The sequence below is a fragment of the Clostridium sp. Ade.TY genome, from assembly GCF_000498355.1.
Lineage (GTDB): Bacteria > Bacillota > Clostridia > Clostridiales > Clostridiaceae > Clostridium.
Genome location: NZ_AVSV01000028.1, coordinates 19812 through 45617, shown reverse-complemented (window position 1 = coordinate 45617; position 25806 = coordinate 19812). Strand labels below are relative to the sequence as shown.

The following is a 25806-nucleotide window of genomic DNA, read 5'->3' as shown; positions in this document are numbered from 1 at the left end:
TGTTAAACTCCCCATAATTTAGTTTATAATATAAATATAAAAATAAATATAAAGGGAGAAAAAATATGATATATGTAGATAATAGACAGGATAAAATAAATATAACAGAAGATTTTATAAATAATTTAGAAAAAGTAATAACCTTTGCTTTAAAAGAAGAAGAAGTAAACGTTGATTGTGAAATATCTATGTTATTTGTTGACAATAATGAAATAAGAGAAATAAATAATGAAACAAGAGGTATAGATAGAGCAACAGATGTTTTATCTTTTCCAATGTTAAACTATGATGATAAAAAAGTATTTAAAGAAGTTTATTTAAACAAAGATTTTGATGAAACATTCTTAGATGGAGAAGAATTAGTGTTAGGTGATATAGTATTATCACTAGAGAGAACTTTAGAACAAAGTAAGGAGTATAATCATTCCTTTGAAAGAGAAGCTTGTTATTTAGTTGTTCATTCAGTTTTACATCTTTTAGGTTATGACCATATGGAAGAAGATGAAAAGAAAATAATGAGAAAAAGAGAAGAAGATATACTTTTAAAATTAAATATTACTAGGTAAATTATAAGGGTGGTTTTATGAGACTGAAAAAAATGGTAGATAGTTTTAATAATGCTATAGATGGGGTTATTTATACAGTTAGAACTCAAAGAAATATGAAAATACATATGATAGTTTCAGTATTAGTTCTTATAGGTTGTTTGTTTTTTGATGTTTCAAAAATTGAATTTCTAATATTAGCTATAACTATATCTATGGTAATAAGTGCAGAGCTTTTTAATACAGCTATAGAAGCTGTTGTTGATATGAATACAAATTATTATCATCCATTAGCTAAAATAGCTAAAAATGTTGCAGCAGGGGCAGTAATAATTACTGCTATAAATGCTGTTGTAGTTGGTTATGTTATCTTTTGGGATAAATTATCTAATTTTTCATTTATATTACTTCATAAAATAAAAAGTTCAGAGCCATATACAATATTTATTGTATTAGTTGTTGTATGTATATTAACTGTAATTATAAAGGCTGTATTTGGTGAAGGAACACCTCTTAAAGGTGGAATGCCAAGTGGCCATAGTGCTTTGGCATTTTCAATAGCAACTGCTATATCATTAATAACAGAAGAACCAATATGTATAGTTCTAAGTTTTATTATGGCTTTTATTACAGCACAAAGTAGAGTCGACTCAGAAGTACATTCTACTTTAGAAGTTTTAGTTGGTGCTATTTTTGGAATATTAATTACTCTACTTATATTTACAATATTTAATGGGTAAACATATAGATATAACTTTTTAAATTTTACTATTAGTGATATAATATATAGCACATATGGTTAAATAGATTATACAATTTAAAGTGAGGGATTTTATATGGTAAATAAAAACTTAATAAAAGAAGCTATAGAAGTGAGAGAGAAAGCATATTGTCCATATTCAAACTTTAAAGTAGGAGCAGCAGCTCTTTTTGAAGACGGAAATATATATACAGGATGCAATATAGAAAATGCTTCATATGGAGCTACAAATTGTGCAGAGCGTAGTGCAATATTTAATGGAGTTTCAAAAGGAAATAGAGTGCTTAAGGCTCTTGCACTTATAGGTGATCCAAATAACTATACTTATCCTTGTGGAATTTGCAGACAGGTAATAAGTGAATTTGCAGAGGATGAAAATATAAAAATTTATATAATAAAAAATGAAAATGATTATATAGAAAAAACTTTAGATGAGATAATGCCAGGAACTTTCACAAGAAAGGACCTAGAGTAACAGGAGGAAAAATGTTTAAATCAGGATTTGTTTCAATAGTAGGAAGACCAAATGTTGGGAAATCTACATTAATGAATTATATAATGGGAGAGAAACTTTCAATAGTTTCTAATAAACCACAAACAACAAGAAATAATATACAAACAATTTTAACAACAGATGACTATCAAATGATATTCGTTGATACACCAGGTATTCATAAGCCTAAGCATAAACTTGGAGAGTATATGGTTAATTCAGCAAAAGATTCAACTAAAGATGTTGATTTAATTCTTTTTTTAACTAATCCAGGAGAAGAGATTGGAAGAGGAGATAAATATATATTAGAATCTTTAAGAGACAAAAAAGCACCAGTTTTTTTAGTTTTAAATAAAATTGATGAATTCAGTAAAGAAACTGTAGCTAAGTCATTAGCAGATTTTTCAAAGGAATTTGATTTTAAAGAAATAATTCCAATATCAGCAATGAAAGGTAAAAATGTTGATAAATTATTAGAACTTATGGTAGAAGAATTACCAGAAGGACCTAAATATTATCCAGAAGATATGATAACTGATGTACAAGAAAGATTTGTTGTAGCTGAAATTGTAAGAGAAAAGGCTCTAAGAACATTAAGAGATGAAGTTCCACATGGTATTGCAGTAGATGTAATTCAAATGAAACAAAAAGAAAATGGAACTTATCATATAGAAGTAGATTTAATATGCGAAAAAGATTCTCATAAAGGAATAATAATAGGAAAAAATGGGCAATGTTTAAAGAGAATAGGTGAATCTTCAAGATATGAATTAGAAAGATTTTTAAGAAGTAAAGTTAATATAAAAATATGGGTTAAAGTCAGAAAAGAATGGAGAGATAACCAAATACTGCTTAAGGAACTTGGATATAAAAAACTTAAGTAAATATTTGGAGGTTGATTTTAATTGTCTTTAATAAATACAAGAGGTGTTATTATTAAAGCTCTTGATTATAAAGAAAATGATAAATTAATTTGGATTTACACTGAAAATTTAGGTAAGATTACAGCTGTAGCTAGAGGAGCTAAAAAGAGTAAAAGTAGTTTATTTGCAATCACTCTTCCTCTTTGTTATGGAGATTATACAATTTTTAAAGGTAAAAATTTATCTAACATGCAGGAAGGTAAAATAATTAACTCATTTCAAGGCCTTATGAGTAACTTAGATAAGCTTACATATTCTTCTTATTTATGTGAGCTTATTGATATAGCATTAATAGAAGGAGAGAAAAACTTATATCTTTATAAAGAATTTATAACTACATTATACCTTTTAGATACAGATGCTATAGATTATGAGTTACTTATAAGGTCATTTGAATTAAAACTTTTAAAAGCAACGGGTTATGGACTTATTTTAGATAATTGTGTTAATTGTAGAAAAAAAATTAATGTATCTAATTATATAAGTCTTTCAAACTTTGGTGGAGTTTGTGATGAATGTGAAAAAACTCATGGACTCTATGTTTCTAAAGGGTGTTATAATTCCTTAAAGTTTTTATCTAACACTACTGCAGATAAAATTTTTAGACTTAATTTATCAAAGGATATAAAAAAAGAAATTGAGAGAGTTACAAGCTTTATAATATCATCAAATTATTCAAAAAAACCTAAGAGTTTAGAAATGTTAAATTACTTAAAGGAGTGATAATTCATGAAGGAAATTACTTTAGAAAAAGTAGATCAAATAAGAGAAAGAACAGGAGTTACTTATGAAGCTGCAAAAAAAGCTCTAGAACTTAATGATGGAGATGTTTTAGAAGCTTTAATATATATAGAAAGTAATGTTGTAGTTCCATTTGCTGAAGAAAATTCAAACAAGAAAGAAGATGAAAAAAAATCAGTAAGTATAGATGAACTTAAGGCATGGTTAAAAGATATTATAGAAAAGGGAAATGTAAGCAGAATAAGAGTTAAAAAAGATGATTCTGTAATAGTTGATGTTCCTGTAAATGCTGGAATAGCAGCAACTGTTATAGCTGTTATAATTCCACCAATATTAGCATTTGGAGTAATTGCAGCTGCTATAACAAAATTAACTATTGAAATAACAAAATGTGATGGTAGTGTTGAAGTAGTAAATAAATATGTTGAAAATGCTGCCAAAGAAGTTAAAGGTAAAGCATTAGATTTTACTGAAATGGTTAAGGATAAGTTTAATAATGTAAAAAATAAAAAAAATAAAACTAATGTTTATACAGGAGATGATACTGTATATACATATACAGTAAAATTTGACGATAAAGAATAAACAAAAGAAATTATAAGAAAAACAGATTAAATTTTAAGATAAAATCAATAAACAAGGAATATTTTATGGATTTATTACAAATTTTTGAAAAAATAGTATAGTCAAATTGGAATTACATGGTATAATTAGATTATAATTTCAAAAATTTAACAATTTGTTCAATATTCCTTGTATTTGGAAAGAGGGATCGATTTTGAAATTGTCAGAAAGACAAGAAGAGATAATTAAACTAGTAAAAGAGGGACAGCCTGTAACTAGCGAAGCTTTAGCAGAAAAATTAGGGGTTACAAGAGCTGCTTTAAGGGCAGACCTTGCAATTTTAACAATGATAGGAACATTAGATGCAAGACCTAAGGTTGGATATGTATACTCAAATAAACCAAAAAGCAGTTTAGTAAATGAATATATAAACGAAATAAAAGTTAAAGATATTATGTCAAAACCTTCAATAGTAAATGAAAGTACAACGGTTTACGATGCAATCGTATACTTGTTTTTGAATGATGTTGGAACTTTATTTGTTGAAAATGCAGGAGTTTTAACTGGTGCAGTTTCAAGAAAAGATTTTCTTAAAATTGCAATAGGAGGGACTGATATACACAAAGTACCTGTAGGTGTAATAATGACTAGAATGCCCAATATAGTATGTGGTACAGTTGATGATCCAGCTTATGATATAGCAAAAAAAATAATAGAACATGAAATTGATAGTATTCCAATTGTTGAAAAAATTATGGTAGAAGAGAGAGAACAATACAAAATAGTGGGTAAAGTGTCAAAGACTAACGTTACAAAGTTATTTGTTAAATTAGGAAATAATAAATAATTAAATTAAGCTAACTGCGGTAAATATTACCGATAGTATAGATAACATTAGTATTGAACGGAGGAGTATTGAGATGGAGAAAAAGTACGTTTATCTTTTTAAGGAAGGAAACGCATCAATGAAAAATTTGCTAGGTGGAAAGGGTGCCAACCTAGCGGAAATGTCAACCCTTGGAGTGCCGGTGCCACAAGGATTTACAGTTACAACAGAGGCTTGTAACAAATATTATGAAGATGGCAAAGTAATTTCATCTTCAATAATAGAAGAAATAGAGAAGTGTATGAGAGAATTAGAAAATATTACTGGAAAGGAATTTGGAAGTACTGAAAATCCACTTCTTGTTTCAGTAAGATCAGGGGCTAGAGTTTCAATGCCTGGTATGATGGATACTATATTGAATCTTGGACTTAATGATATTTCTGTTGAGGCAATTGCAAAGGCTACAAATAATCCAAGGTTTGCTTATGATTCATATAGAAGATTTATTCAAATGTTCTCAGATGTTGTTATGGGAATTGAAAAAAGATTATTTGAAAATAAAATTGATGAAATGAAAGAGCGTAATGGAGTTGAATTTGATACAGACTTAACTGCTGATGATTTAAAAGAGCTTGTTTCAATGTATAAAGCAATATATTTAAAAGAAAAGGGAGAAGAATTTCCTCAAGATCCAAAAACACAATTAATAGAATCAGTAACAGCTGTATTTAGATCATGGAATAATCCAAGAGCTATAGTATATAGAAGATTAAATGACATACCAGGTGAATGGGGTACAGCAGTAAACGTTCAAGAAATGGTATTTGGTAATAAGGGAGAAACTTCAGGAACAGGGGTTGTATTCTCAAGAAATCCAGCTAATGGAGAAAATGAAATATATGGAGAATACTTAATGAATGCTCAAGGTGAAGATGTTGTTGCAGGAATAAGAACACCTCTTCCTATAAAAAAATTAGAAGAACAAAATCCAGCAATATATAAAGAGTTTGTTGAAATTGTTAATGTATTAGAAAAGCATTATAAAGATATGCAAGATATGGAAATAACTATTGAAGAAGGTAAACTATACTTCCTTCAAACTAGAAATGGTAAGAGAACAGCACAATCTGCACTTAAAATTGCCGTTGATTTAGTTGAAGAAGGAATGCTTTCAAAAGAAGAGGCAATACTTAAGGTTGAGCCTAAACAATTAGATACACTTCTTCATCCAGCTTTTTATGATAATGATTTAAAGAAAGCAAATCCAATTGCAAAGGGTTTACCTGCTTCACCAGGAGCTGCATGTGGTAAAATATCATTTACTGCAGAGGAAGCTAAAGAAAGAGCTGCAAATGGAGAGCAAGTAGTCTTAGTTAGACTTGAAACATCACCAGAAGATATAGAAGGTATGATAGCAGCACAAGGAATACTTACAGTTAGAGGTGGTATGACTTCACATGCAGCTGTTGTAGCTAGAGGAATGGGAACTTGTTGTGTTGCAGGATGTGGAGAGTTAAAAGTAAATGAAGAAAATAAAACTTTAGAAGTTAACGGTAAAGTTTATACTGATAATGATTACATTTCAATAGATGGAACTACTGGAAATGTATATGGAGAAAAAATAAAAACAGTAACTCCAGAAATTACAGGACATTTTAAAACATTTATGGAGTGGGTTGATGAAATAAGAGCATTAAAGGTTAGAACTAATGCTGATACTCCAAGAGATGCTAAACAAGCTGTAGAGTTTGGGGCAGAAGGTATAGGACTTTGTAGAACAGAGCATATGTTCTTTGCTGAAGATAGAATATTAGCAGTTAGAGAAATGATAATAGCTAAGACAGAGGAAGATAGAAGAAAAGCACTTAATAAAATACTTCCAATGCAAAGAGCAGATTTTATAGGAATTTATGAAGCACTTAAAGGAATGCCAGCTACAATAAGACTTCTAGATCCACCTCTACATGAATTCTTACCTCATACTGATGAGGATATGGAAGTATTAGCTAAAGAGCTAGATGTTGATGTAGTAGAAATTAAAAATGCTGTAGATAGTAAGCATGAATTTAATCCAATGATGGGACATAGAGGATGTCGTCTTGCAGTAACTTATCCTGAAATTGCAGAAATGCAAACAAGGGCAATTATTGAGGCTGCAATAGCTGTTAATGTTGAGAGAGGGTATAATGTAGTTCCAGAAATTATGATTCCATTAATTGGAGAACTTAAAGAGTTAAAATATGTTAAAGATATAGTTGTTAATACTGCAGAATTAGTGATGGATGAAAAGGGAACTAAAATAGAATATAAAGTTGGAACTATGATAGAAATTCCAAGGGCTTGCATTACTGCTGATGATATTGCAAAAGAAGCTGAGTTCTTCTCATTTGGTACAAATGACTTAACTCAAATGACTTTTGGATTCTCAAGAGATGATGCTGCTAAGTTCTTAGGTTCATACTATGAAAAAGGAATTTATGAACAAGATCCTTTTGCAAAACTTGACCAAGATGGAGTTGGTAAGCTGGTTAAAATGGCAGTAGAAAAAGGTAGAGAAACAAGAAAAGATATAAAACTTGGTATATGTGGAGAACATGGTGGAGATCCTTCATCAGTTGAATTCTTCCATAATATAGGATTAGATTATGTATCTTGTTCACCATTTAGAGTTCCGCTTGCAAGACTTGCAGCAGCTCAAGCACAAGTTAAAAATAAAAGAAAATAATCTTAATAAAAATCCTAGAGATAATATTCTCTAGGATTTTTTTAAAGTTTAACCCCATATTCTGATTCAATTCTAGGTAATATTTCTTGAATAAATTTTAGTTGGAAATAAGTTTTATCATTAGATTTTTGAAGTAAATTTAAGAAAGCTGTTTTATTACATTTAGTTATATTCTTGTAGTAATCTCTTGAAAGTTTCCAAAATTTTTGTGGGAATGATGTATATGCTAAAATATATCTTAAATCAGAAGGAGTGAGTTTTGATATATTATTGTATTCTCTTAAAAGAGATAAAGTAAGCTCAACATTAAAACAAGTATTATCTCTTTTTAAAAGCCTTCTAAGAAAATAAGCAAAATCTCTAGGAGAATAATCAAATCTACATTTATCTAAGTCTATTACCCATATATTAAAGTCATGGTCAAAAATAATATTTTTATTAACATAATCACCATGACATAAAGATTTAGATAGTTCATTATCATTTATATTTGATGTTAGATATAATGAAGTTTTAGCAAGTTCTAAATTATCATCAAAGTGTTGTAAAAATTCATTAGAAAATTTATCTGATATTTTATAAGCTAAATTATAGTATGATAATAACTGATTAAAATGTTTTGCTGTAGATATGTAATAATCAGAAAGGCCTATACGATTTTCACTCCCAGGTATTGGTTTAAATTTCCTTGAAGAAGCATGTATTCCTGCAAGCTGTCTTATTGAGATTATTAAATGATTTGAATTATCAAAATCACATTTAATACCATCTATCCAAGTAGTCAGTATGAAAAACATATTTTTAAATTTTACATACTTTTCTTTAGATAATGTATTTAAAAGTCTTGGAGTTTTTATTCCGTTTTTCCATAGCCATTCTAAAGCTGAATAAACAAAAAGTAGATTTTTTTCATCAAAATAAACTTTTTTTAAGCAATAAGAAATATTATCTTTAGTAACTTTATAAACTACTCTTTGTTTATCAGTATCTTTAAATTTTATTATTTCAAGTTTTGCATTATCTAAACCATAATGAATTAATATTTTCTTTTTAATATTTTCTTCAGAAAATATATCTTTATAATTATCTTTAAACTTTTTATTCATTAAATAATCTCCTTAAATAAATTGCTTATTACTATGTTTATTAAAGTATTTATCTAAATAGAATAATAATAAAATTAAAATTTTTGCAAATACTAAGATGAAGTCATAAATAGAGGATTTTAGTGATATATATAGAATTGTTTAATAAGAGGTGAATTATGTGTATATAAGAGAAAAAATTGAGAGTTTTGAGAGTTTGACATTAAGAAAAGAGGCACAAAAATCTTCAAAAAGTAGGGGAAGAAGAATTAGTGAAGAAAATGATGATATAAGAACTTGCTTTATGGTAGATAGAGACAGGATAATACATTCTAAAGCTTTTAGGAGATTAAAAGATAAAACGCAAGTATATATAAGAACTAATGGAGATCATTATAGAAAAAGATTAACTCATACTTTAGAAGTATCACAAATTGCAAGAACTATAGGAATAGGAATAGGTCTTAATGAATACTTAATAGAAGCTATAGCATTAGGGCATGATTTAGGTCATGTAGCATTTGCACATAATGGAGAAGAAGTATTAAATGATTTTTTAAAAGAAGGATTTAGACATAATGAACAAAGTGTTAGAGTTGTTGAAAAATTAGAAAGAGATGGAAGAGGTTTAAATTTAACAGAAGAAGTTTTAGATGGAATTATAAATCATAGTGGGCTTTCAAAAGAAATAAAAAATAATGCTTTTACTTTAGAAGGAAGAGTTGTTAAATATTCAGACAAAATTGCGTATTTAAATCATGATATAGATGATTCTATAAGAGCAAATATGTTAAGTGAAGATGATATTCCAAAAGAAGTAGTTAAAGTTTTAGGGAATAATCACTCAAAAAGAATAGAGAGCTTAGTTAAGGACTTTATAAATGAATCTAATAAGAATTTAGAAAAAGGTATTTTGAAGGTTGGACTTAGTGAGGAAAAAGATGAAGCTATGATAGAACTTAGAAAATTTATGTTTAAAAATATTTATTTAGGTGAATTTTTAAAAGTAGAGAGAGAAAAAGCTAAGTTTATATTAGAACAAATATTAAATTATTATATAAAAAATCCAGAAAAAATGCCTAAACTTTATTTGAAAATTGTTGAGAATGAAGGATTAGAGCGAGGTGTTTGTGATTATATTGCTGGAATGAGTGATGATTACTGTTTAAATAAATTTAATGAAATTTATGTACCTAAACTAGTTATTTACTAAAAAAAGGAATAAAAAATACAAAATTAGGAAAAATAAATTTGTATATAAAAGAAGGAATTTGAATATTTAAGAAGAATATGTATAAAAAGAGCAACAAAATATAATATTCTACAAAAATGTTTATAAGAAAAGAAGGGATAAGCAAAAAAATGTCGAATATAAAATAAGTTGCATAAAAAAGCTGAGGAGGGAGAGAGCTCCTTGCGTATTACAGAAGAAACTATTGAAAGAATTAAGCAAGAGAATGATATTGTTGATGTTATTTCAGATGTAGTAAAACTAAAAAGATCAGGTAGAAATTATATGGGACTTTGTCCGTTCCACAATGAAAAATCACCTTCCTTTAGTGTTTCGCAAGATAAACAAATATATAAATGCTTTGGATGTGGTGAAGCAGGTAATGTGCTTACATTTGTTATGAAACAAAAAAAATTAAATTTTGTTGAGGCATGCAAACTGCTTGCAGAAAGAGCAAATATTCAGTTAAGTCTTGGAAATGGTGAGGAAAGTCAAGTAGTTAAAAAGAAAAAGCTTTTATATAAAGTTAATGTAGAGGCTGCTAGATACTTTTTTTCTAATCTTCAGAGAGACTCAAAATCTAAAGAATATTTTAGTAACAGAGGGATTAAAGATTTAACTATAAAGAGATTTGGACTTGGCTATTCAAAAGAAGGATGGCAAAATTTAAGATATTATTTAAACAAACGTGGTTTTAGTGATGAAATAATGCTTGAGGCAGGACTTATAATAAAAAGCCAAAAAGGAACATTATACGATAGATTTAGAAATAGAGTTATGTTTCCTGTGTTTAATATAAAAGGCGATGTTATAGGATTTGGAGGAAGAGTTCTGGATGATTCTAAACCAAAATATTTAAATTCTCCAGAAACTTTAGTATTCCAAAAAGGAACTAATTTATATGGGTTAAATTTTGCAATAAAAAATAATCTAAAAGATAGATATTTTATAATAGTTGAGGGATATATGGATTTAATATCTCTCCATCAGTATGGAATAACTAATGTAGTTGCATCACTTGGAACTGCATTAACTGTAAATCAAGCACGTCTTCTTAAGAGGTATGCAGATAAGGTAATTATTTCATATGATGCAGATGTTGCAGGACAAACAGCTACACTTAGAGGACTTGATATATTAAGAGAAGCTGGTTTTGATGTTAGAGTATTGCAAATACCTCAAGGGAAAGATCCAGATGAATTTGTAAGAAGTAATGGGAAAGATGCTTTCTTAAAGTTAGTTAATAATGCCGAAGATTTAATATCTTATAAATTAAAAAAAGCAAAAGAAGGAATAAACTTCAAAGATAAAACTTCTATTATAGAATATGGTGATAGGGTTACTGAAATATTAGCGAAATTAAATCCTGTAGAGAAAGATATTTATGTAAAGAGTATATCTGAAGATACAGGAATAAAAGAACAATCTTTATATGATTTAATCGCTATAAATAGAAATACGAAAACTGATGATTTAATGAATAAAAAGGAAGAATTTGGAACAAAATTATATGTAGAACCTGGTTATTTAAAAGCTGAAAAAGCATTAATAAAATTAATGTTAGATGAAGATTTTTATGGTGAGATAGTTAATAATATTTCATCAGATGATCTAATTTCTAATTCTTACTCTAAAATTTTCAATCTTATTAAAGAAGGAAAAGAAAATGGGTTAAAAGATATTATTTTACATGTTGAGGCTGGTTGTGATGATGTAGAATCTTCTAAAGAATGGGTAAAAATAAAAGAATTCCAAGTTTTAAAAGCTGCAGATAAACAAAGACTAATATTAGATTACATAAAAGAGGTTAAGAGTTTTAAATTAAAAAAAGAAATTGAAGAGCTTAAAAAGAAACAAAAGGAATTAGCTGAAAAGGGATTAATAGAGGATTCAATAAAAATCGCACTTGAATTAAATAAATTAAATAGTGAACTAAAAAAGGGCGAGAGGGATTAAGTTGGTCATGACGGAAGGAGGTAACAAATTATGGCAGGAAAAACAAAGGTAAAGGTTAAAGAAGAAAAAAAAGATAGAAATCAAAAAATGGTTGTAGTTAAAAATTTGATAGATAAAGGTAAAAAGAGCGGTTCTTTAACATACAAAGAAATTATGGATGAAATTGATAATATTGAATTAAGTCCAGAACAAATAGAAAAAATATATGAAGTATTAGAATCAATGGGAATAGAGGTAACTGGAGAGCCACATACAGAAACTGAAGAAGAAACAGAAGAATTAGATTTAAGCGTACCAGAGGGTATAGCAATAGATGACCCAGTTAGAATGTACTTAAAAGAAATTGGAAAAGTACCTCTATTATCTTCAGAAGAAGAAATTAAACTTGCAAATCAAATTGAAGAAGGAAGTCAATATGCTAAGAAAAAACTTGCAGAAGCAAATCTTAGACTTGTTGTAAGTATTGCTAAAAGATATGTAGGAAGAGGTATGCTTTTCCTAGATCTTATACAAGAAGGTAACTTAGGACTTATAAAGGCTGTAGAAAAATTTGATTATAGAAAAGGGTTCAAGTTCTCAACTTATGCTACATGGTGGATAAGACAGGCGATTACAAGAGCAATTGCTGACCAAGCAAGAACTATAAGAATACCTGTTCATATGGTTGAAACTATAAATAAACTTATAAGAGTACAAAGACAATTACTTCAAGAACTAGGTAGAGATCCATTCCCAGAAGAAATATCAAAAGTTATGGATTTACCAGTTGAAAAGGTAAGAGAAATTCAAAAAATAGCTCAAGAACCAGTTTCACTTGAAACACCAATAGGTGAGGAAGAAGATAGCCATTTAGGAGATTTCATTCCAGATGACGATGCTTTAGCACCAGCTGAAGCAGCAGCATTTACAATGCTTAAAGAACAACTTATAAATGTATTAGATACTTTAACTCCAAGAGAAGAAAAAGTATTAAGACTTAGATTTGGTTTAGATGATGGAAGAGCAAGAACTCTAGAAGAAGTTGGTAAAGAATTTAATGTAACTAGAGAAAGAATTAGACAAATAGAAGCAAAAGCTTTAAGAAAATTAAGACATCCATCAAGAAGTAAAAAACTTAAGGACTATTTAGATTAGTCTTAAAATAGCACCAAAATGTGGTGCTATTTTAATTTTTAATTTATGATATAATAAATACCTAAACAAAAGAAAATAAATCATCATTAGAAAATAGGAGAAGACATATGGAATTAAGTAAAAGATTAAATTTAATAGCTAATTATATTGATAAGTGTGATACTTTAGTTGATGTTGGGACAGACCATGGATATATTCCTATATATTCAGTTTTAAAAGATATATGTAAAAAGTCTATTGCCACAGATATAAATAAAGACCCTTTAGATAAGGCAAAGCTAAATTCAATATTTGAAGGAGTAGATGAAAGTGTTGAAGTTAGATTAGGTGGAGGTCTTGAACCTATAACAAAAGGTGAAGCACAAGGATTAGTTATAGCAGGTATGGGAGGAAATTTAATAAGAGATATACTTGAGGCTGATAAAGAAAAAGCTAAAGGGTTTGATTTTATAATACTTCAACCAGCTCAAAATCCAGAAGTTTTAAGAGAATATATTTATACAAATGGATATGAAGTAATAGAAGAAGACTTATGTATAGATGAAGAAAAGTATTATGAGTTATTTAAAGTTAGGGTGAAAGATGGAGAAAGTACAGAATTAGATCCAATATATTATGAAATTAGCCCTAAATTATTAAGGGATAAAAATCCAATAATGAAAGAATACATAGCTTCTAAAATTGAAAAATATAATAAGATTTTAAATTTTATAGATGATGATACAGAGAGTGCAGTAGAAAGAAAAAAAGAATTAAAAGAAAAAATAGATATATTAAATAATTTAGCACAATATATAAATAATTAATATATGGAGATGAGATTTATGGGTATAACAGTTAGAGATATAAATAATTTTATGAATAAAATGGCTCCAGAAATACTTAAAGAAGGTTTTGATAATGTAGGTCTTATGGTTGGAGATGAAGATAAAAAGGTTTCTAAAATTTTATTAGCTCTTGATTGTACAAATGATGTAATAAAAGAAGCTATAGAAAATAAATGTGATATGATAATAACACATCATCCATTAATATTTAGGAAACCAAATAAAATTGTTAAAAACGATTTGCTTGGAAATAAAATAATAGAGCTTATAAAAAATGATATATCTCTTTATTCAAGTCATACTAATTTAGATTCAGTTAAAAATGGAATTAATGATAAAATTGTAAATATATTAGGATTTGATTCTAATATTATAATAGAAAAATCAAAAAATCCAGAGTTTAATGAATCTGGACTTGGAAGAGTTATAAATTTGAAAGATAATTTAAAAGTAGAAGATATAGTTAATTTAATAAAGAAAAAACTTAACATTGAAAGTTTAAGAGTTGTTAAGGGAAATGAAGTTGTGAAAAGATTAGCTATAATAAATGGCAGTGGTCAAGATTTCTTAAGTGATGCAGTAAAGCTTGGAGCAGACTGTATAATAACAGGGGATACTACATATCATTTTGCATCAGATTATAAAGAACTTGGAATTACTATAATAGACCCTGGGCATTTTGGAACAGAATGGCTAGCTTTTTTAGAAGCTATAAAACCATTAAAAGATAACTTTACTGATATAGAATTTATAGAATCTAAAGTTACTAAAGATCCATATACATTTGTTTAGTTAATAAATTTATAATATCATCATATATTAAATAATAATAATGTTTAATGGATGGTGTTATGAGTAAGAAGGCAAAGTATAGAGGGAATAGTGAAAAAAATGGATTTAGTAAATTTATGAATGGATTTAAAAATTTAGGATCAAGAAGAGGCTCACCTTTTAAGCAATTTAAAAATACAATTTTCTTTTGGTGGTTTACACCGGCAAAATGCATTGTTTGTGGTGCAATGGTTTGTGCATTATTGTTGTTTGGTGTTGGACTGACAGGTGTAGTTATAATGGCATTATTACTTATAATATTACTATTGCTTTGCGAATTGTAAAAAATTTCATTTGTAAAAATAAAAGATATATGATAATATATACGATGTGAGTAAGACGTGCAATCGCTGCTAGCCTTTGAGCTAGGAGAGGAAAGTCGGAGCTCCATAGGGCAGGGTGCTGGCTAACGGCCAGTCGAGGCGACTCGAAGGATAGTGCAACAGAAATATACCGCCTATATTTTAGGTAAGGATGGAAAGGCGAGGTAAGAGCTCACCAGCATAATGGAGACATTATGGCTATGTAAACCCCACCTGGAGCAAGACCGAGAAAGAAACATTTTGGGGCTGCCCGTCCCGTTTCGTGGTGTGTCGCTTGAGCTTGCTAGCAATAGTAAGCCTAGATAGATGATTGCTTAATACAGAACTCCGCTTATGGCTTATCTCATATATGAAAAACACTAGGGGATTACCTAGTGTTTTTCTTTTTTTATATTTAAAATTTAAAAAAATTTAAAAAGAAGTTCCCTATTAATATTTAATATAATGATATCATTTTTTATGTTGATATTATAAAAAGGGGATGAAAAAGATGTTTGATTTAAAAAAAGAAATAAATTTATATAAGCTGATTTGGATATTTATGATAGGTTCAGTTTTAGGTTATGCTATAGAAATGCTTTGGTGTTTTATAAGAAATGGATATTTTCAAAGTAGACAAGGATTATTATATGGACCTTTTAGTCCTGTGTATGGAATAGGTTGTGTTCTTTGTACAATACTTTTATATAAAATTGCAAAATGGGATGGATTTATAATATTTTTAATAAGTGCAGTTTTAGGTGGATTTTTTGAATATACTTGTTCATTGGTTCAACAAAAGATGGTAGGAACAATATCATGGGATTACACTAGTAAAGCACTTAGTATTAATGGTAGAACAAGTATTGAGTATTGTGTTTTTTGGGGAATATTAGGTTTGTTTTTTATAAAAGAAGTATATCCTTGGTTTAATAAAATTATTAATCATTTTTCAAATAAAACAATAAAAATTTGTACATATATTTTTATAATTATTATGGTACCTAATATAATATTATCAGCACTTGCAGTAAGAAGAGAAGTAGCTAGAATAAATCATGTAAAGGCAGATAATGCAATAGATAGGTTTTTGGATGAACATTATCCAAACTCATATTTAAAAAAAGTATATCCAAATATGATTTTCCCAGAACCAAAAAATAAATAAAAGTAAAAAAGCATTAAAGGTAACTTTAATGCTTTTTATAATTAATAGAATCTTAGTCCTGATAATTCTGATACATTTATCACTGTAATATCTTTTGCTTCTATTCCAATTTCTCTACATAAAAGTTCAATTAATTTTTCTTTTGACAGTTCACAATATGCATGATAACTCGTTTTGCCAAACTTTGACCATTTTATAGTATTTTTCAATTGCTTGTAATGATTAATATTAATGTTATTATTTTAAAATTTAACTATATAGCAAGTTATAAATGAATTTTTAGGAAAAAATTTAAAATGATTTTTTGAGTTCATATAATCTCTCCTTTTATTATTTATATATTACATTAATTTATATTTTTAATTACAGCTAAAAATAAGTTATATAATATATTTTACTTTTAAATTTAAAATTCTTTTTAAGATAGTAGAATCTTTAGAAAAATATTATATTTTTATTTATAATAGTATAAATAAAAAGCAAAAGTATAATAAAATGCATATTTATATATAGAGCGTTAATTTTTACTAAAGTTTAAAAGGAGGGTTTTATATGAAAATAGCAATAAGGGCAGGGCACACATTTTCAGTACGAGGTGCTAAAGGTATATTAGATGAAACGACAGAAAATAGAAAAGTAAAAGATGCAGTAATAAAATATTTAAAAATTGCAAAAGTAGATGTTGTAGATGTAACACCAAGTGATTCATACAACACAGTAGGTTCAGAATTAGCTTATGGAGTAAATAAAGCTAATGAATTAATGGTAGACTTATTTGTAAGCTGTCATTTTAATAAGGCATATGATAAATATGATGGTGCTATAGGCTCAGAAGTGTGGACTTATAGTGACAATTTTATAGAAGCGAAAAGAGTAGTAGATAATTTAGGTAAGCTTGGATTTAAAAATAGAGGTGTTAAAAATAGTACAAGTCTTTATGAACTTAGAAATACAAATATGAAAGCAATGATAATAGAAGTATGTTTTGTAGAAGCAACTAAAGATGTAGAACTATATAAGGCCTTAGGATATGATAAAATAGGTAAAAAGATAGCAGAAGGGATAATAGGAAAAGAAATAATAGAAGAAGTAATTAAAGAACCAGATAAAGATTCAACTTCAGCTAAACCTAACACAAATATATCTAAAAAATTATGGGAAAAATCAATAAGTGGTCAGGAAGTTAAAAATCTTCAATTAGAATTAAATAATCAATTTAATAGAAACCTTAATGTAGATGGATATTTTGGAGAAGAAACATTAGATGCATGTGTAACTTTAAGAAAAGGAAGTAGTGGAAATATAACTAAGCTAGTTCAAAAAAGACTTTTATATAATAAATATAGTTTAGGCCCATATGGAGCAGATGGAACTTTTGGAGAAGTTACAGAAAAAGTAATAAGGAAATTTCAAAAAGATAATGGATTATTAGTGGATGGAATAGTAGGAAAGAATACTTGGAAGAAATTATATGAAAAATAAATAAAAATAGCCAGGCTAAAAGCTTGGCTATTTTTTTACCATTCATTTGGATAAGCTATTATAGTTACTGTAACTTGTTGTCTACCAAACTGAGTACATTCTGCTTCTGAATTCATAAATAAATCAATTATATTTCCTTTAATAACTCCACCGGTATCTGATGCTATAGCGTATCCGTATCCACTTACATATACCTTACTTCCAAGAGGAATAACATTTGGATCTACAGCTATTGTGCTTATTCCATTTGGATCTCTAACAGGTTTTAAACCCATAGCTGTAGTTGTGTGTCCAGAATAAGCTGTAGCCTCCATAGTCATAGTTTTTTTACCACCAGATGGTTTACCAGGTGTTCCGGAATTATTATTTTGAGCAGGAGCTTTTTCAGCTTCATTTTTTTTATTAATTAAGCTATTTCCTTTTGAAATATAAGAATTTGCCTTATCTATAACTGATGAAGTAGATAATTGAGGCAATAATTGTTTTAATGTTTGAACAGCATTTTGTAAATCACTAATAGATGAAGATGATGAATCTATAATATTTATTGGGTAAGAAATAAGTTTTGATTCATTTTCTTGTATTACTGCTTCAACTTGTGATTTTTGAGAATCGAATTTAGCTTTAGATTCTTTTAGTTCATTTTGTTTAGAAACAACTGTTTTTAAATTTTTAGAATTTTCCTCATTGAGTTTTACTATTTCATTTTTTTGATTTGTTAAATTAGTTATATCATTTTGTAAATTGCTTTGATTATCTTTAAGTTCTTTAATTGTATCATTATCAGCATTTATAAGTTTTTCAATAGCTTCAATTCTTCCAATTAAATCACTTAAGCCTTTAGATTGAAATAGAAAAGTAACATATGATGAAATAGAGTAACTACCAGATTTATATGCTGAACGTAATCTTTCTGATAAGATAGCTTGTCCTTTATCTATATCTTTTTTAGTTTCATCTATTTTACCTTCTGTTGTATCAATTTCTTTTTCGATTGAATTCATTTTTGATTTGTTATCGTTAATGCTTTGATTTATTCCGTTTATTTCTGAATCTAAATTTGCTATTTTGTTATCTAAATTTTTAATTTCCTCACTTAGTTGTTTGTACTCAGCTTTACTTTTTTCTATGTCGGCTTTTGTATCAGCAAATGCAGGCATTGCAAAGTTTAATATTAAAGCTGTCATAGTAAAAAAACATATCAATATTTTTTTCATATGAATACCTCCTTCAGAAGAAAATCTGATATTAAGTAGTATTATAGCACAATAATAAAAAATGAGGAAATTAATTGCAAGTATTAGTTAATACTAGAAAATATTGCCGTACACCATTCGTTGCTTTGTATCTTTTCATCCATTGTAAATCCATTTGATTCTACAATAGATTTTATAGAGTCAAAACTCCATTCCACAAGTCCAGAAACGAGTAATTTACCATGTGGTTTTAAATGTTTTTTTATAAGTGACATAAACATTTCTGTTTCAGCACCACCTATATTTATATAAATCCAATCAAATAAACCTTCAATTTCTACTTCATTTGATAAGGCATCACCAACTAAAACATTAATAGTATTTATATTATTTAATGATGCATTTAACATAACTTCATCATATACATCTCTAATATCTAAGGCAACAACTTCACTTGCACCTTTTATTGCAGTTGCTAAAGAAAGTATACCAGAACCAGTTCCTATATCTAAAACTCTTTTATTAGAAAAGTCTTTTTCAAGTATTACAGATAGTAAGTCTTGAGTAGTTTCATGAAGTCCTGTTCCAAAAGCACCTTGAGATATAAAGTTTATTTTATTTTTTTCTTCTATTTCTTCTTCAGGACTAGCTAAAACCCAATTATCATTTATTGAAATAGGAGGCATGCTAAATTCTTCATATTCATAATTAATGTCTTCTATTAATAATGGCTGTCTATTTAATAATAAATTTACTTTTTCTTTAAATTCCTCAAAATAATTAATATCTTCATCATAGGCTATTTTTAAAATTATAGGTTCATTATTTTTTTCAATGAATCCATATCCAAATTCATCTGTTGTTATTTCTAATGGATTTTCATAAAATACATTAAAAATATCGTTTATTTGTAATTTTGTAATTATGTCATCTACCTCGATATATTTAACTTCATAAGATAAAATTTTCATTATGTCACCTCTTTAATATTATATATTAGTTATAGTATTACAAAAGACTTTTAATGTAAAGGTTAAAGATGTATAATCTATTAATGTGGAATAAATACAAAGGAGAAAGAGATGGACAGATTTAAACTAAAATTATTAATGGTACTATTTATGTTATTAGATAGTATAAGATTTTTCTTTAATGGGGCACCTTTTTGGTTTACTTATGTAGGGAGAGTTGTTATGCCAATATTTTTCTATCTTTTAGTAGAAGGATATTTTAAGACATCTTCAAAGAGCAATTATCAAAAAAGATTATTATTAGCAGCAGAGATAATGTTTATAGGAAATTTAATATTATCTATTTTAGTATTAAAAGGAGTAGACGGAAGTAATTTAATGTATAATAATTTTAATTTATTATCATATGGTATTACTTTATTAGTTTTAATGTTTGCTGTAGCTATTTTAGTAGTAACTTTTAAAACTGAAATATTAACAGATAAGATGGCATCTATAATTATATTTTTAATAATATGCGGAGGATATGCTTTAAGATACGCATTTTATAATAAAGTATATATAATGCCAAATAATATGTTTTTAGCTTTATCTGCAGGATTTGTTATGCTAAATGGACTTGTACAGTTTAGAGGGAAAGATTTTAAGTCAGCTTTTATAAAAATTTTAGTTGGAACATCATTAGGGATATTTACAGAATCTTTAATATTAGGACCTGCTTTTGTTTTTATATTTTATAAATGTTTTAATAATAGAAGAGATATGTATCTTGCTATATTTGTTTTTTCAGCATTATTTTTCCCAGGGTTTAATTTAGAAGCTTTATTAAAATATCCTCAATGGATGATGATATTCACTATACCGTTTATATTTATATATAATGGGGAAAAAGGAAAAGATTTTAGATGGTTTTTCTATATATTTTATCCATTGCAATTGTGGATATTATATTTACTTTCAGTATTACTTTAAATCAAATATTAAAAGCCCAATTATTATTTAATTGGGCTTTTTTTAATATTAGATATTAGAAAATAATTTTTAGAGAGGTATTGTTACTATAAAGTATACGTTTAATTTTAAAAATTATGAATATAATTGAACATTTCCAGCTGCAATTATATTTATACCAGTATTGCAAATATTTTCTTTTATTATATCTCCATTATTTATAGGAGCATTTACAGTTAAATCGTTAAGTTCATTTAAAATTGAAAAAATAAGTGACTTTGGAACTCCTAGTTCACTTTTAACAGGTAATGTTCTAGAAGAACCATTATTAACTTTAATAATAGTTGTTACTATCCTACATGGGATTATATATTGTTTATTAGCATATAATATTCCTTTATTACATTTATTACCTTGTACTGATATTAATTTAGAATTTTCTAAATTTAATGCAAGAGTACAAGAATAATCACAAGCTAAACAAACTAATTCTTTTGTTTCCATTTAATATATGTGCTCCTTCCTATATAAATACTTATTATAATTTTTGTCAAAATTTTATTTTTTTACTCATATCATTAAAATTTATTGAAAAAAATATGATAAAATAAAATTAAAATTTTATAATAAATTGGAGTGGTAAGTTTGAAAAAGATAGTAGTTTTAGATGGCAATACTTTAGGTGACATGAATTATAATTTACTTGAAGAATTTGGAGAAGTTAAAGTATATGGAATGACTAAACAAGATGAAGTGTTAGAAAGAGTAAAAGAGGCTAACATAATTCTTACTAACAAGGTTAGTTTAAATAAGGATAATTTAAAAGGATGCAAAAACTTAGAACTTATATGTGAAATGGCAACAGGATTTAATAATATAGATATTGAATATGCTAAAAATAATAATATAGCTGTTACTAATGTAGCAGGATATTCAACTAATACTGTTGTTCAACATACATTTGCTACTTTATTACACTTATATGATCAAGTAAACTATTATGATAATTTTGTAAAATCAGGTGATTATTCAAAATCAGTTATGTTTACAAATTTAGATAGACCATATAACGATTTATCAGGAAAAACATGGGGTATAATAGGACTTGGAGCAATAGGAAGAGGAGTTGCAAAGGTTTGTGAAGCTTTTGGAATGAATGTAATATATTATTCAACATCAGGTAAAAATAATGATTCAAAATATAAAAGAGTCGATATTGATGAGCTTTTAAAAACTTCAGATATAATTTCAATTCATGCACCATTAAACGAAAATACTAAAGGTTTAATGAATTATGAAAATATATCAAAAATGAAAAGTGATGCATTTTTAGTTAATATGGGAAGAGGTCCAATTGTTATAGATGAAGATTTAGCTAGAGCAATTGATGAAGAAAAAATAAAGGGAGCTTCATTAGATGTATTTTCAGTGGAACCTATATTAGATACAAATCCATTGTTATCAGTGAAAAATAAAGATAGATTAGTATTAACACCACATATTGCTTGGGCAAGTGTTGAGGCTAGAAATAGATTATTTAAAGACTTATTAGAAAATATAAGGGCATTTAATAGAGGCGAAATAAGAAATAGAGTAGAACTTTAAAAAAATGATTCTTCAAAATAATTTTTGAAGAATCATTTTTTTATTTTATAATGTTGTTAATTGCTTCAATTACACCATTTTCTTTATTACTTTTTGCTATAAAATTTCCATGTTTTTTAACTTCATCTAAAGCATCTTCCATAACATAACTATAATATGCCGCATTAAGCATTTCAATATCATTAAAATAATCTCCAAACACCATAGTTTCTTTAGGTGTTATAGAATTTATAGATTGAATTTTTTTAATAGCGTTACCTTTATTAACATTTTTATTAGTTACATCTGTCCAATATTTTCCTGCAACAACTACTTTAAATTCATCTCCTAAAACTTCGCTTATTACTTTAAATGAATTTGTTAGTGCATTATCCATATCACATATAGATATTTTAAATATTTCATCATCAACAGTTTTTATATAATCATAACAATCTATTATAGTATTATCTAAATAATATTTATTAATTTCGTCTGTAAATTTTTTATCACAAGCTATATGATAAAAGTTTTTAACACCGCAAAATACAGCTACAGAATTTTTAAGTTTTTTGCAAGCATCTACTATTTTTATAACAGACTGCTTGTCCATAACTTCAATAGATTTAATTTTACCATTTTCAACTACCATTGCACCATTATCAGATACATATGATATTTCGTCAGATATTGGTTTGAAATTTTCATATAAAGTTTTATAAGGTCTTCCACTAGCTACTACAAATTCTATATTTTTTTCTTTTAGTTTCTTTAATGTATCAAAAAACTCACTAGGTACTTTGCCCTCCGGAGTTAATAAAGTTCCATCCATATCAGATGCAATTAATTTTATCATAAATACCACCTTTTCCTTAAGTAAATAACAATAATTATTATAATAACACAAATTGTTAATTAATAATAGCAGTACATTTATGTAAATATCAAATTGATAATTTGTTATAAAAAAACTTGATTTATTTATAAGTTCTATATATAATTAAATAAAATTTAAATACGTTCGGATGAAGGTAGTGGGAGAGAGACTAATTTTTTAGTCCACCGAAGAGGGAAAATCTTTCAGGTTGTAGGACCGCTACTGGACGAGCCTCTGGAGAGACTCAAAAAATTTTTTTTGAGCACCGAAGGAGCAAGGCATAAAAATTTTTTATGCTGAAACTCTCAGGTAAAAGGACAGGGGATTTTTTGAAGCTAAATTTAATATAATTTTGGCTTTATTTAATCTCCTCCAAAATGATGAATTAGGGGGATTTTTTTATGGAAAAAATATTACAAACAATTGACTCTATTGTATGGGGTCCACCACTTTTAATTTTATTATTAGGTACAGGAATTTATTTAACGTATAAATTGAAATTTATACAAATAAGAAAGCTTCCTCAAGCTATAAAATTTATATTTGAAAAAGAAGAAGGAGCTAAAGGAGATGTATCTAGTTTTGGAGCTTTGTGTACAGCTCTTTCAGCTACAATTGGAACAGGAAATATAGTTGGTGTAGCAACAGCTATAAAGGCTGGAGGACCAGGAGCTTTATTCTGGATGTGGATTGCAGCATTTTTTGGAATGGCAACTAAATATGCAGAAGGAGTTCTTGCTATAAGGTATAGAGAGTTTGATGAAAATGGAGCAGTAAAAGGAGGTCCTATGTACTATATACAAAATGGTATGGGAATAAAGTGGCTTGCAAAGTTATTTGCTTTATTTGGAGTTTTAGTAGCACTATTTGGCATAGGTACTTTTGCACAAGTAAATTCTATATCAGAAGGTTTAAAAAATAGCTTTAATGTTCCAATAATTATAACAGCTATTATAGTTACTATTCTTGTAGCATTAGTTACTTTAGGTGGTATTAAAAGAATATCAAAAGTATCAGAAGCTATAGTTCCTTTTATGGCAGCTTTTTATATTTTAGGAGTTATATTAGTTATAATATTTAATTTTAAAAATATTCCTGATGCTTTATATATCATATTTGAAAGTGCATTTAATCCGAAAGCAGCCATGGGAGGCGTAGCTGGTTTATCAATAATTATGGTTATGCAAAAGGGAATTAGTAGGGGAGTTTTTTCAAATGAAGCTGGACTTGGAAGTGCACCAATTGCAGCAGCTGCTGCAAAAACTAATTCAGCAGCAAGACAAGGGTTAATATCAATGACAGGAACATTTTTTGATACAATAGTAATATGTACAATGACTGGACTTGTAATTGTGTTAACAGGAATGTATAATTCACCAATTGATGGTGCAAGCTTAACTACAGCTGCTTTTGAAGCAGGACTTCCTATAGCTAATGTTGGAAAATATATAGTTAATATAGGATTGGTGTTTTTTGCCTTTACTACAATATTAGGTTGGAATTATTATGGCGAAAAATGTGTTGAATATTTATTGGGTGAAAAAGCTATAATTCCATTTAAAATAATTTATATAGTGCTAGTTGCAATTGGTGCATTTATATCATTAGATATTATATTTATATCAGCAGATATAGTAAATGGACTTATGGCTATACCAAATCTTATTGCAATAATAGCACTTAGAAAAGTAATTTTTGATGAAACTAATAAATTTTTATGTTAAATAAAAAGAGTCAATTTTAAAATTGACTCTTTTCTTATGTATAATAACATGATTATTAAAATAGTTATTATATAAAAGTATAGAAGATAAAAAGTTTAATATAAAACTTTGAATTTTTTATCAGAATTAATAGGTTCTAATTCGTTAATAGAAATAGATTTTACCTTACAGAATCCGTTACCTTTTTTTAGTTTTTCTATAAATTTTTTTATATTATTTTTTTCACCTTGAGCTTCTAAATAAACATCTCCATCTGAAAGGTTTTTTACGAACCCAGTTATATTAAATAGAGAAGCTTGGTACTGAGTAAAGAATCTAAAGCCAACTCCTTGTACAGTACCTGTTACTAAAGCCTTTATTCTACTCATTATAAATTACCTCCAAAAACCAATATATATTTTAATAAATTATAACATAATAAAATGATTAAATTTATATTGAAATTGTAAAAATATAACTATAGAATATAATAAACAGATATAAAATACTTTTTATAAGGGGTATAATATTATGGAAAGAAGTTTAGTTTTAATCAAACCAGATGGTGTAGAAAAATGTGTAATAGGAAACATAATTTCTATGTACGAAAAAAATAACCTAAAGGTAGAAGACATAAAGATGGTTAAAGTTACAAAAGAACTTGCGGTTAAACATTATGAAGATCACATAGGGAAAAATTTCTTTGATAAACTTATTAAGTATATAACAAGAGGTAAGGTTTGTGCTATGATTTTAGGCGGTGAGAATGCCATTAAAATAATAAGAGATATAAATGGATATACAAACCCTAAAAAAGCTAAAGAAGGAACTATAAGAGCATTATATGGAACTAACATTACAGAAAATTGTGTACATTCTTCAGATTCAAAAATAAATGCAGAAAAAGAAATTAATATATGGTTTTAAAAAA

Annotated in this window: 26 protein-coding genes, 1 other RNA gene and 1 riboswitch; of the genes, 21 read left to right on the top strand and 6 right to left on the bottom strand. The window is 27.3% G+C overall.

Going from position 1 to position 25806, the window contains the following annotated elements:
* Nucleotides 1-65: 65 nt before the first annotated feature.
* The 8 genes from ybeY to ppdK all read left to right on the top strand — a co-directional run bounded on the left by ybeY (nt 66) and on the right by ppdK (nt 7577).
* A complete protein-coding gene (gene ybeY / locus O212_RS0110725; RefSeq protein WP_024615107.1) occupies nt 66-566 on the top strand; it encodes an rRNA maturation RNase YbeY in 501 nt (166 codons plus the stop codon).
* A gap of 17 nt (nt 567-583) precedes the next feature.
* The gene (locus O212_RS0110720) at nt 584-1285 is read left to right on the top strand and encodes a diacylglycerol kinase (RefSeq protein WP_024615106.1); all 702 of its coding nucleotides are present in this window, start codon (nt 584-586) and stop codon (nt 1283-1285) included.
* Between the two features lie 96 nt (nt 1286-1381).
* The gene (locus O212_RS0110715) at nt 1382-1780 is read left to right on the top strand and encodes a cytidine deaminase (RefSeq protein WP_024615105.1); all 399 of its coding nucleotides are present in this window, start codon (nt 1382-1384) and stop codon (nt 1778-1780) included.
* Between the two features lie 11 nt (nt 1781-1791).
* Nucleotides 1792-2682 carry a GTPase Era gene (gene era, locus O212_RS0110710; RefSeq protein ID WP_024615104.1) on the top strand — a complete coding sequence of 297 codons (891 nt, stop codon included), beginning with the start codon at nt 1792-1794 and terminating at the stop codon, nt 2680-2682.
* A gap of 21 nt (nt 2683-2703) precedes the next feature.
* The gene (gene recO, locus O212_RS0110705; protein ID WP_024615103.1) at nt 2704-3444 is read left to right on the top strand and encodes a DNA repair protein RecO; all 741 of its coding nucleotides are present in this window, start codon (nt 2704-2706) and stop codon (nt 3442-3444) included.
* A gap of 6 nt (nt 3445-3450) precedes the next feature.
* Entirely contained in the window at nt 3451-4047 is a 597-nt protein-coding gene (locus tag O212_RS0110700; RefSeq protein WP_024615102.1) for a DUF4342 domain-containing protein, read from the top strand.
* Nucleotides 4048-4240: 193 nt separating this feature from the next.
* Nucleotides 4241-4873, top strand: a complete 633-nt coding sequence (locus O212_RS0110695; protein WP_024615101.1) for a helix-turn-helix transcriptional regulator — start codon at nt 4241-4243, stop codon at nt 4871-4873.
* 73 nt (nt 4874-4946) lie between these two features.
* Nucleotides 4947-7577, top strand: a complete 2631-nt coding sequence (gene ppdK / locus O212_RS0110690; protein WP_024615100.1) for a pyruvate, phosphate dikinase — start codon at nt 4947-4949, stop codon at nt 7575-7577.
* A gap of 41 nt (nt 7578-7618) precedes the next feature.
* On the opposite strand, the gene O212_RS0110685 is transcribed toward ppdK, so the two are convergent.
* Nucleotides 7619-8683, bottom strand: a complete 1065-nt coding sequence (locus O212_RS0110685; protein WP_024615099.1) for a CotS family spore coat protein — start codon at nt 8681-8683, stop codon at nt 7619-7621.
* Between the two features lie 160 nt (nt 8684-8843).
* Between O212_RS0110685 and O212_RS0110680 the strand changes: the two genes are divergently transcribed.
* From O212_RS0110680 to O212_RS16950, 9 genes are all read left to right on the top strand, one after another.
* Entirely contained in the window at nt 8844-9875 is a 1032-nt protein-coding gene (locus O212_RS0110680; RefSeq protein WP_024615098.1) for a deoxyguanosinetriphosphate triphosphohydrolase, read from the top strand.
* Between the two features lie 201 nt (nt 9876-10076).
* Nucleotides 10077-11849, top strand: a complete 1773-nt coding sequence (gene dnaG, locus O212_RS0110675; protein ID WP_024615097.1) for a DNA primase — start codon at nt 10077-10079, stop codon at nt 11847-11849.
* Nucleotides 11850-11879: 30 nt separating this feature from the next.
* Entirely contained in the window at nt 11880-12983 is a 1104-nt protein-coding gene (gene rpoD / locus O212_RS0110670; RefSeq protein ID WP_024615096.1) for an RNA polymerase sigma factor RpoD, read from the top strand.
* Between the two features lie 107 nt (nt 12984-13090).
* Nucleotides 13091-13789, top strand: coding sequence for a class I SAM-dependent methyltransferase (locus O212_RS0110665; protein WP_024615095.1), 699 nt, complete (start codon nt 13091-13093; stop codon nt 13787-13789).
* Nucleotides 13790-13807: 18 nt separating this feature from the next.
* Nucleotides 13808-14602 carry a Nif3-like dinuclear metal center hexameric protein gene (locus tag O212_RS0110660; protein WP_024615094.1) on the top strand — a complete coding sequence of 265 codons (795 nt, stop codon included), beginning with the start codon at nt 13808-13810 and terminating at the stop codon, nt 14600-14602.
* 59 nt (nt 14603-14661) lie between these two features.
* Nucleotides 14662-14925, top strand: coding sequence for a hypothetical protein (locus tag O212_RS0110655; RefSeq protein WP_024615093.1), 264 nt, complete (start codon nt 14662-14664; stop codon nt 14923-14925).
* Between the two features lie 47 nt (nt 14926-14972).
* Nucleotides 14973-15314, top strand: an RNA gene (gene rnpB, locus O212_RS16250) — RNase P RNA component class A.
* Between the two features lie 140 nt (nt 15315-15454).
* A complete protein-coding gene (locus tag O212_RS0110650) occupies nt 15455-16111 on the top strand; it encodes a putative ABC transporter permease (protein ID WP_024615092.1) in 657 nt (218 codons plus the stop codon).
* Nucleotides 16112-16663: 552 nt separating this feature from the next.
* Entirely contained in the window at nt 16664-17593 is a 930-nt protein-coding gene (locus O212_RS16950; RefSeq protein WP_024615091.1) for an N-acetylmuramoyl-L-alanine amidase, read from the top strand.
* 35 nt (nt 17594-17628) lie between these two features.
* On the opposite strand, the gene O212_RS0110640 is transcribed toward O212_RS16950, so the two are convergent.
* Nucleotides 17629-18810 carry a 3D domain-containing protein gene (locus tag O212_RS0110640; RefSeq protein WP_024615090.1) on the bottom strand — a complete coding sequence of 394 codons (1182 nt, stop codon included), beginning with the start codon at nt 18808-18810 and terminating at the stop codon, nt 17629-17631.
* 83 nt (nt 18811-18893) lie between these two features.
* Nucleotides 18894-19760, bottom strand: coding sequence for a 50S ribosomal protein L11 methyltransferase (locus tag O212_RS0110635; protein WP_024615089.1), 867 nt, complete (start codon nt 19758-19760; stop codon nt 18894-18896).
* A gap of 111 nt (nt 19761-19871) precedes the next feature.
* On the opposite strand from O212_RS0110635, the gene O212_RS0110630 reads away from it, so the two are divergent.
* Complete coding sequence (locus tag O212_RS0110630) at nt 19872-20732, top strand: TraX family protein (protein ID WP_024615088.1); 861 nt, start codon at nt 19872-19874, stop codon at nt 20730-20732.
* 114 nt (nt 20733-20846) lie between these two features.
* Here the strand turns inward: O212_RS0110630 and O212_RS0110625 are convergent, their stop codons facing one another.
* Nucleotides 20847-21215 carry a DUF1667 domain-containing protein gene (locus O212_RS0110625; protein WP_024615087.1) on the bottom strand — a complete coding sequence of 123 codons (369 nt, stop codon included), beginning with the start codon at nt 21213-21215 and terminating at the stop codon, nt 20847-20849.
* A gap of 141 nt (nt 21216-21356) precedes the next feature.
* Here O212_RS0110625 and O212_RS0110620 point away from each other — a divergent pair, with 141 nt between their 5' ends.
* Complete coding sequence (locus O212_RS0110620) at nt 21357-22316, top strand: D-2-hydroxyacid dehydrogenase (RefSeq protein WP_024615086.1); 960 nt, start codon at nt 21357-21359, stop codon at nt 22314-22316.
* Between the two features lie 40 nt (nt 22317-22356).
* On the opposite strand, the gene O212_RS0110615 is transcribed toward O212_RS0110620, so the two are convergent.
* Nucleotides 22357-23151 (bottom strand): HAD family hydrolase, encoded by a 795-nt coding sequence (locus O212_RS0110615; RefSeq protein ID WP_024615085.1) that lies wholly within the window; start codon nt 23149-23151, stop codon nt 22357-22359.
* A gap of 245 nt (nt 23152-23396) precedes the next feature.
* Nucleotides 23397-23503: riboswitch (glycine riboswitch) on the top strand.
* A 70-nt stretch (nt 23504-23573) separates the two neighbouring features.
* Between O212_RS0110615 and O212_RS0110610 the strand changes: the two genes are divergently transcribed.
* Nucleotides 23574-24896, top strand: coding sequence for a sodium:alanine symporter family protein (locus O212_RS0110610; protein ID WP_029699315.1), 1323 nt, complete (start codon nt 23574-23576; stop codon nt 24894-24896).
* 95 nt (nt 24897-24991) lie between these two features.
* On the opposite strand, the gene O212_RS0110605 is transcribed toward O212_RS0110610, so the two are convergent.
* Nucleotides 24992-25264 (bottom strand): acylphosphatase, encoded by a 273-nt coding sequence (locus tag O212_RS0110605; protein WP_024615084.1) that lies wholly within the window; start codon nt 25262-25264, stop codon nt 24992-24994.
* Between the two features lie 142 nt (nt 25265-25406).
* On the opposite strand from O212_RS0110605, the gene ndk reads away from it, so the two are divergent.
* The gene (gene ndk / locus O212_RS0110600) at nt 25407-25802 is read left to right on the top strand and encodes a nucleoside-diphosphate kinase (RefSeq protein ID WP_024615083.1); all 396 of its coding nucleotides are present in this window, start codon (nt 25407-25409) and stop codon (nt 25800-25802) included.
* Nucleotides 25803-25806: the final 4 nt, after the last annotated feature.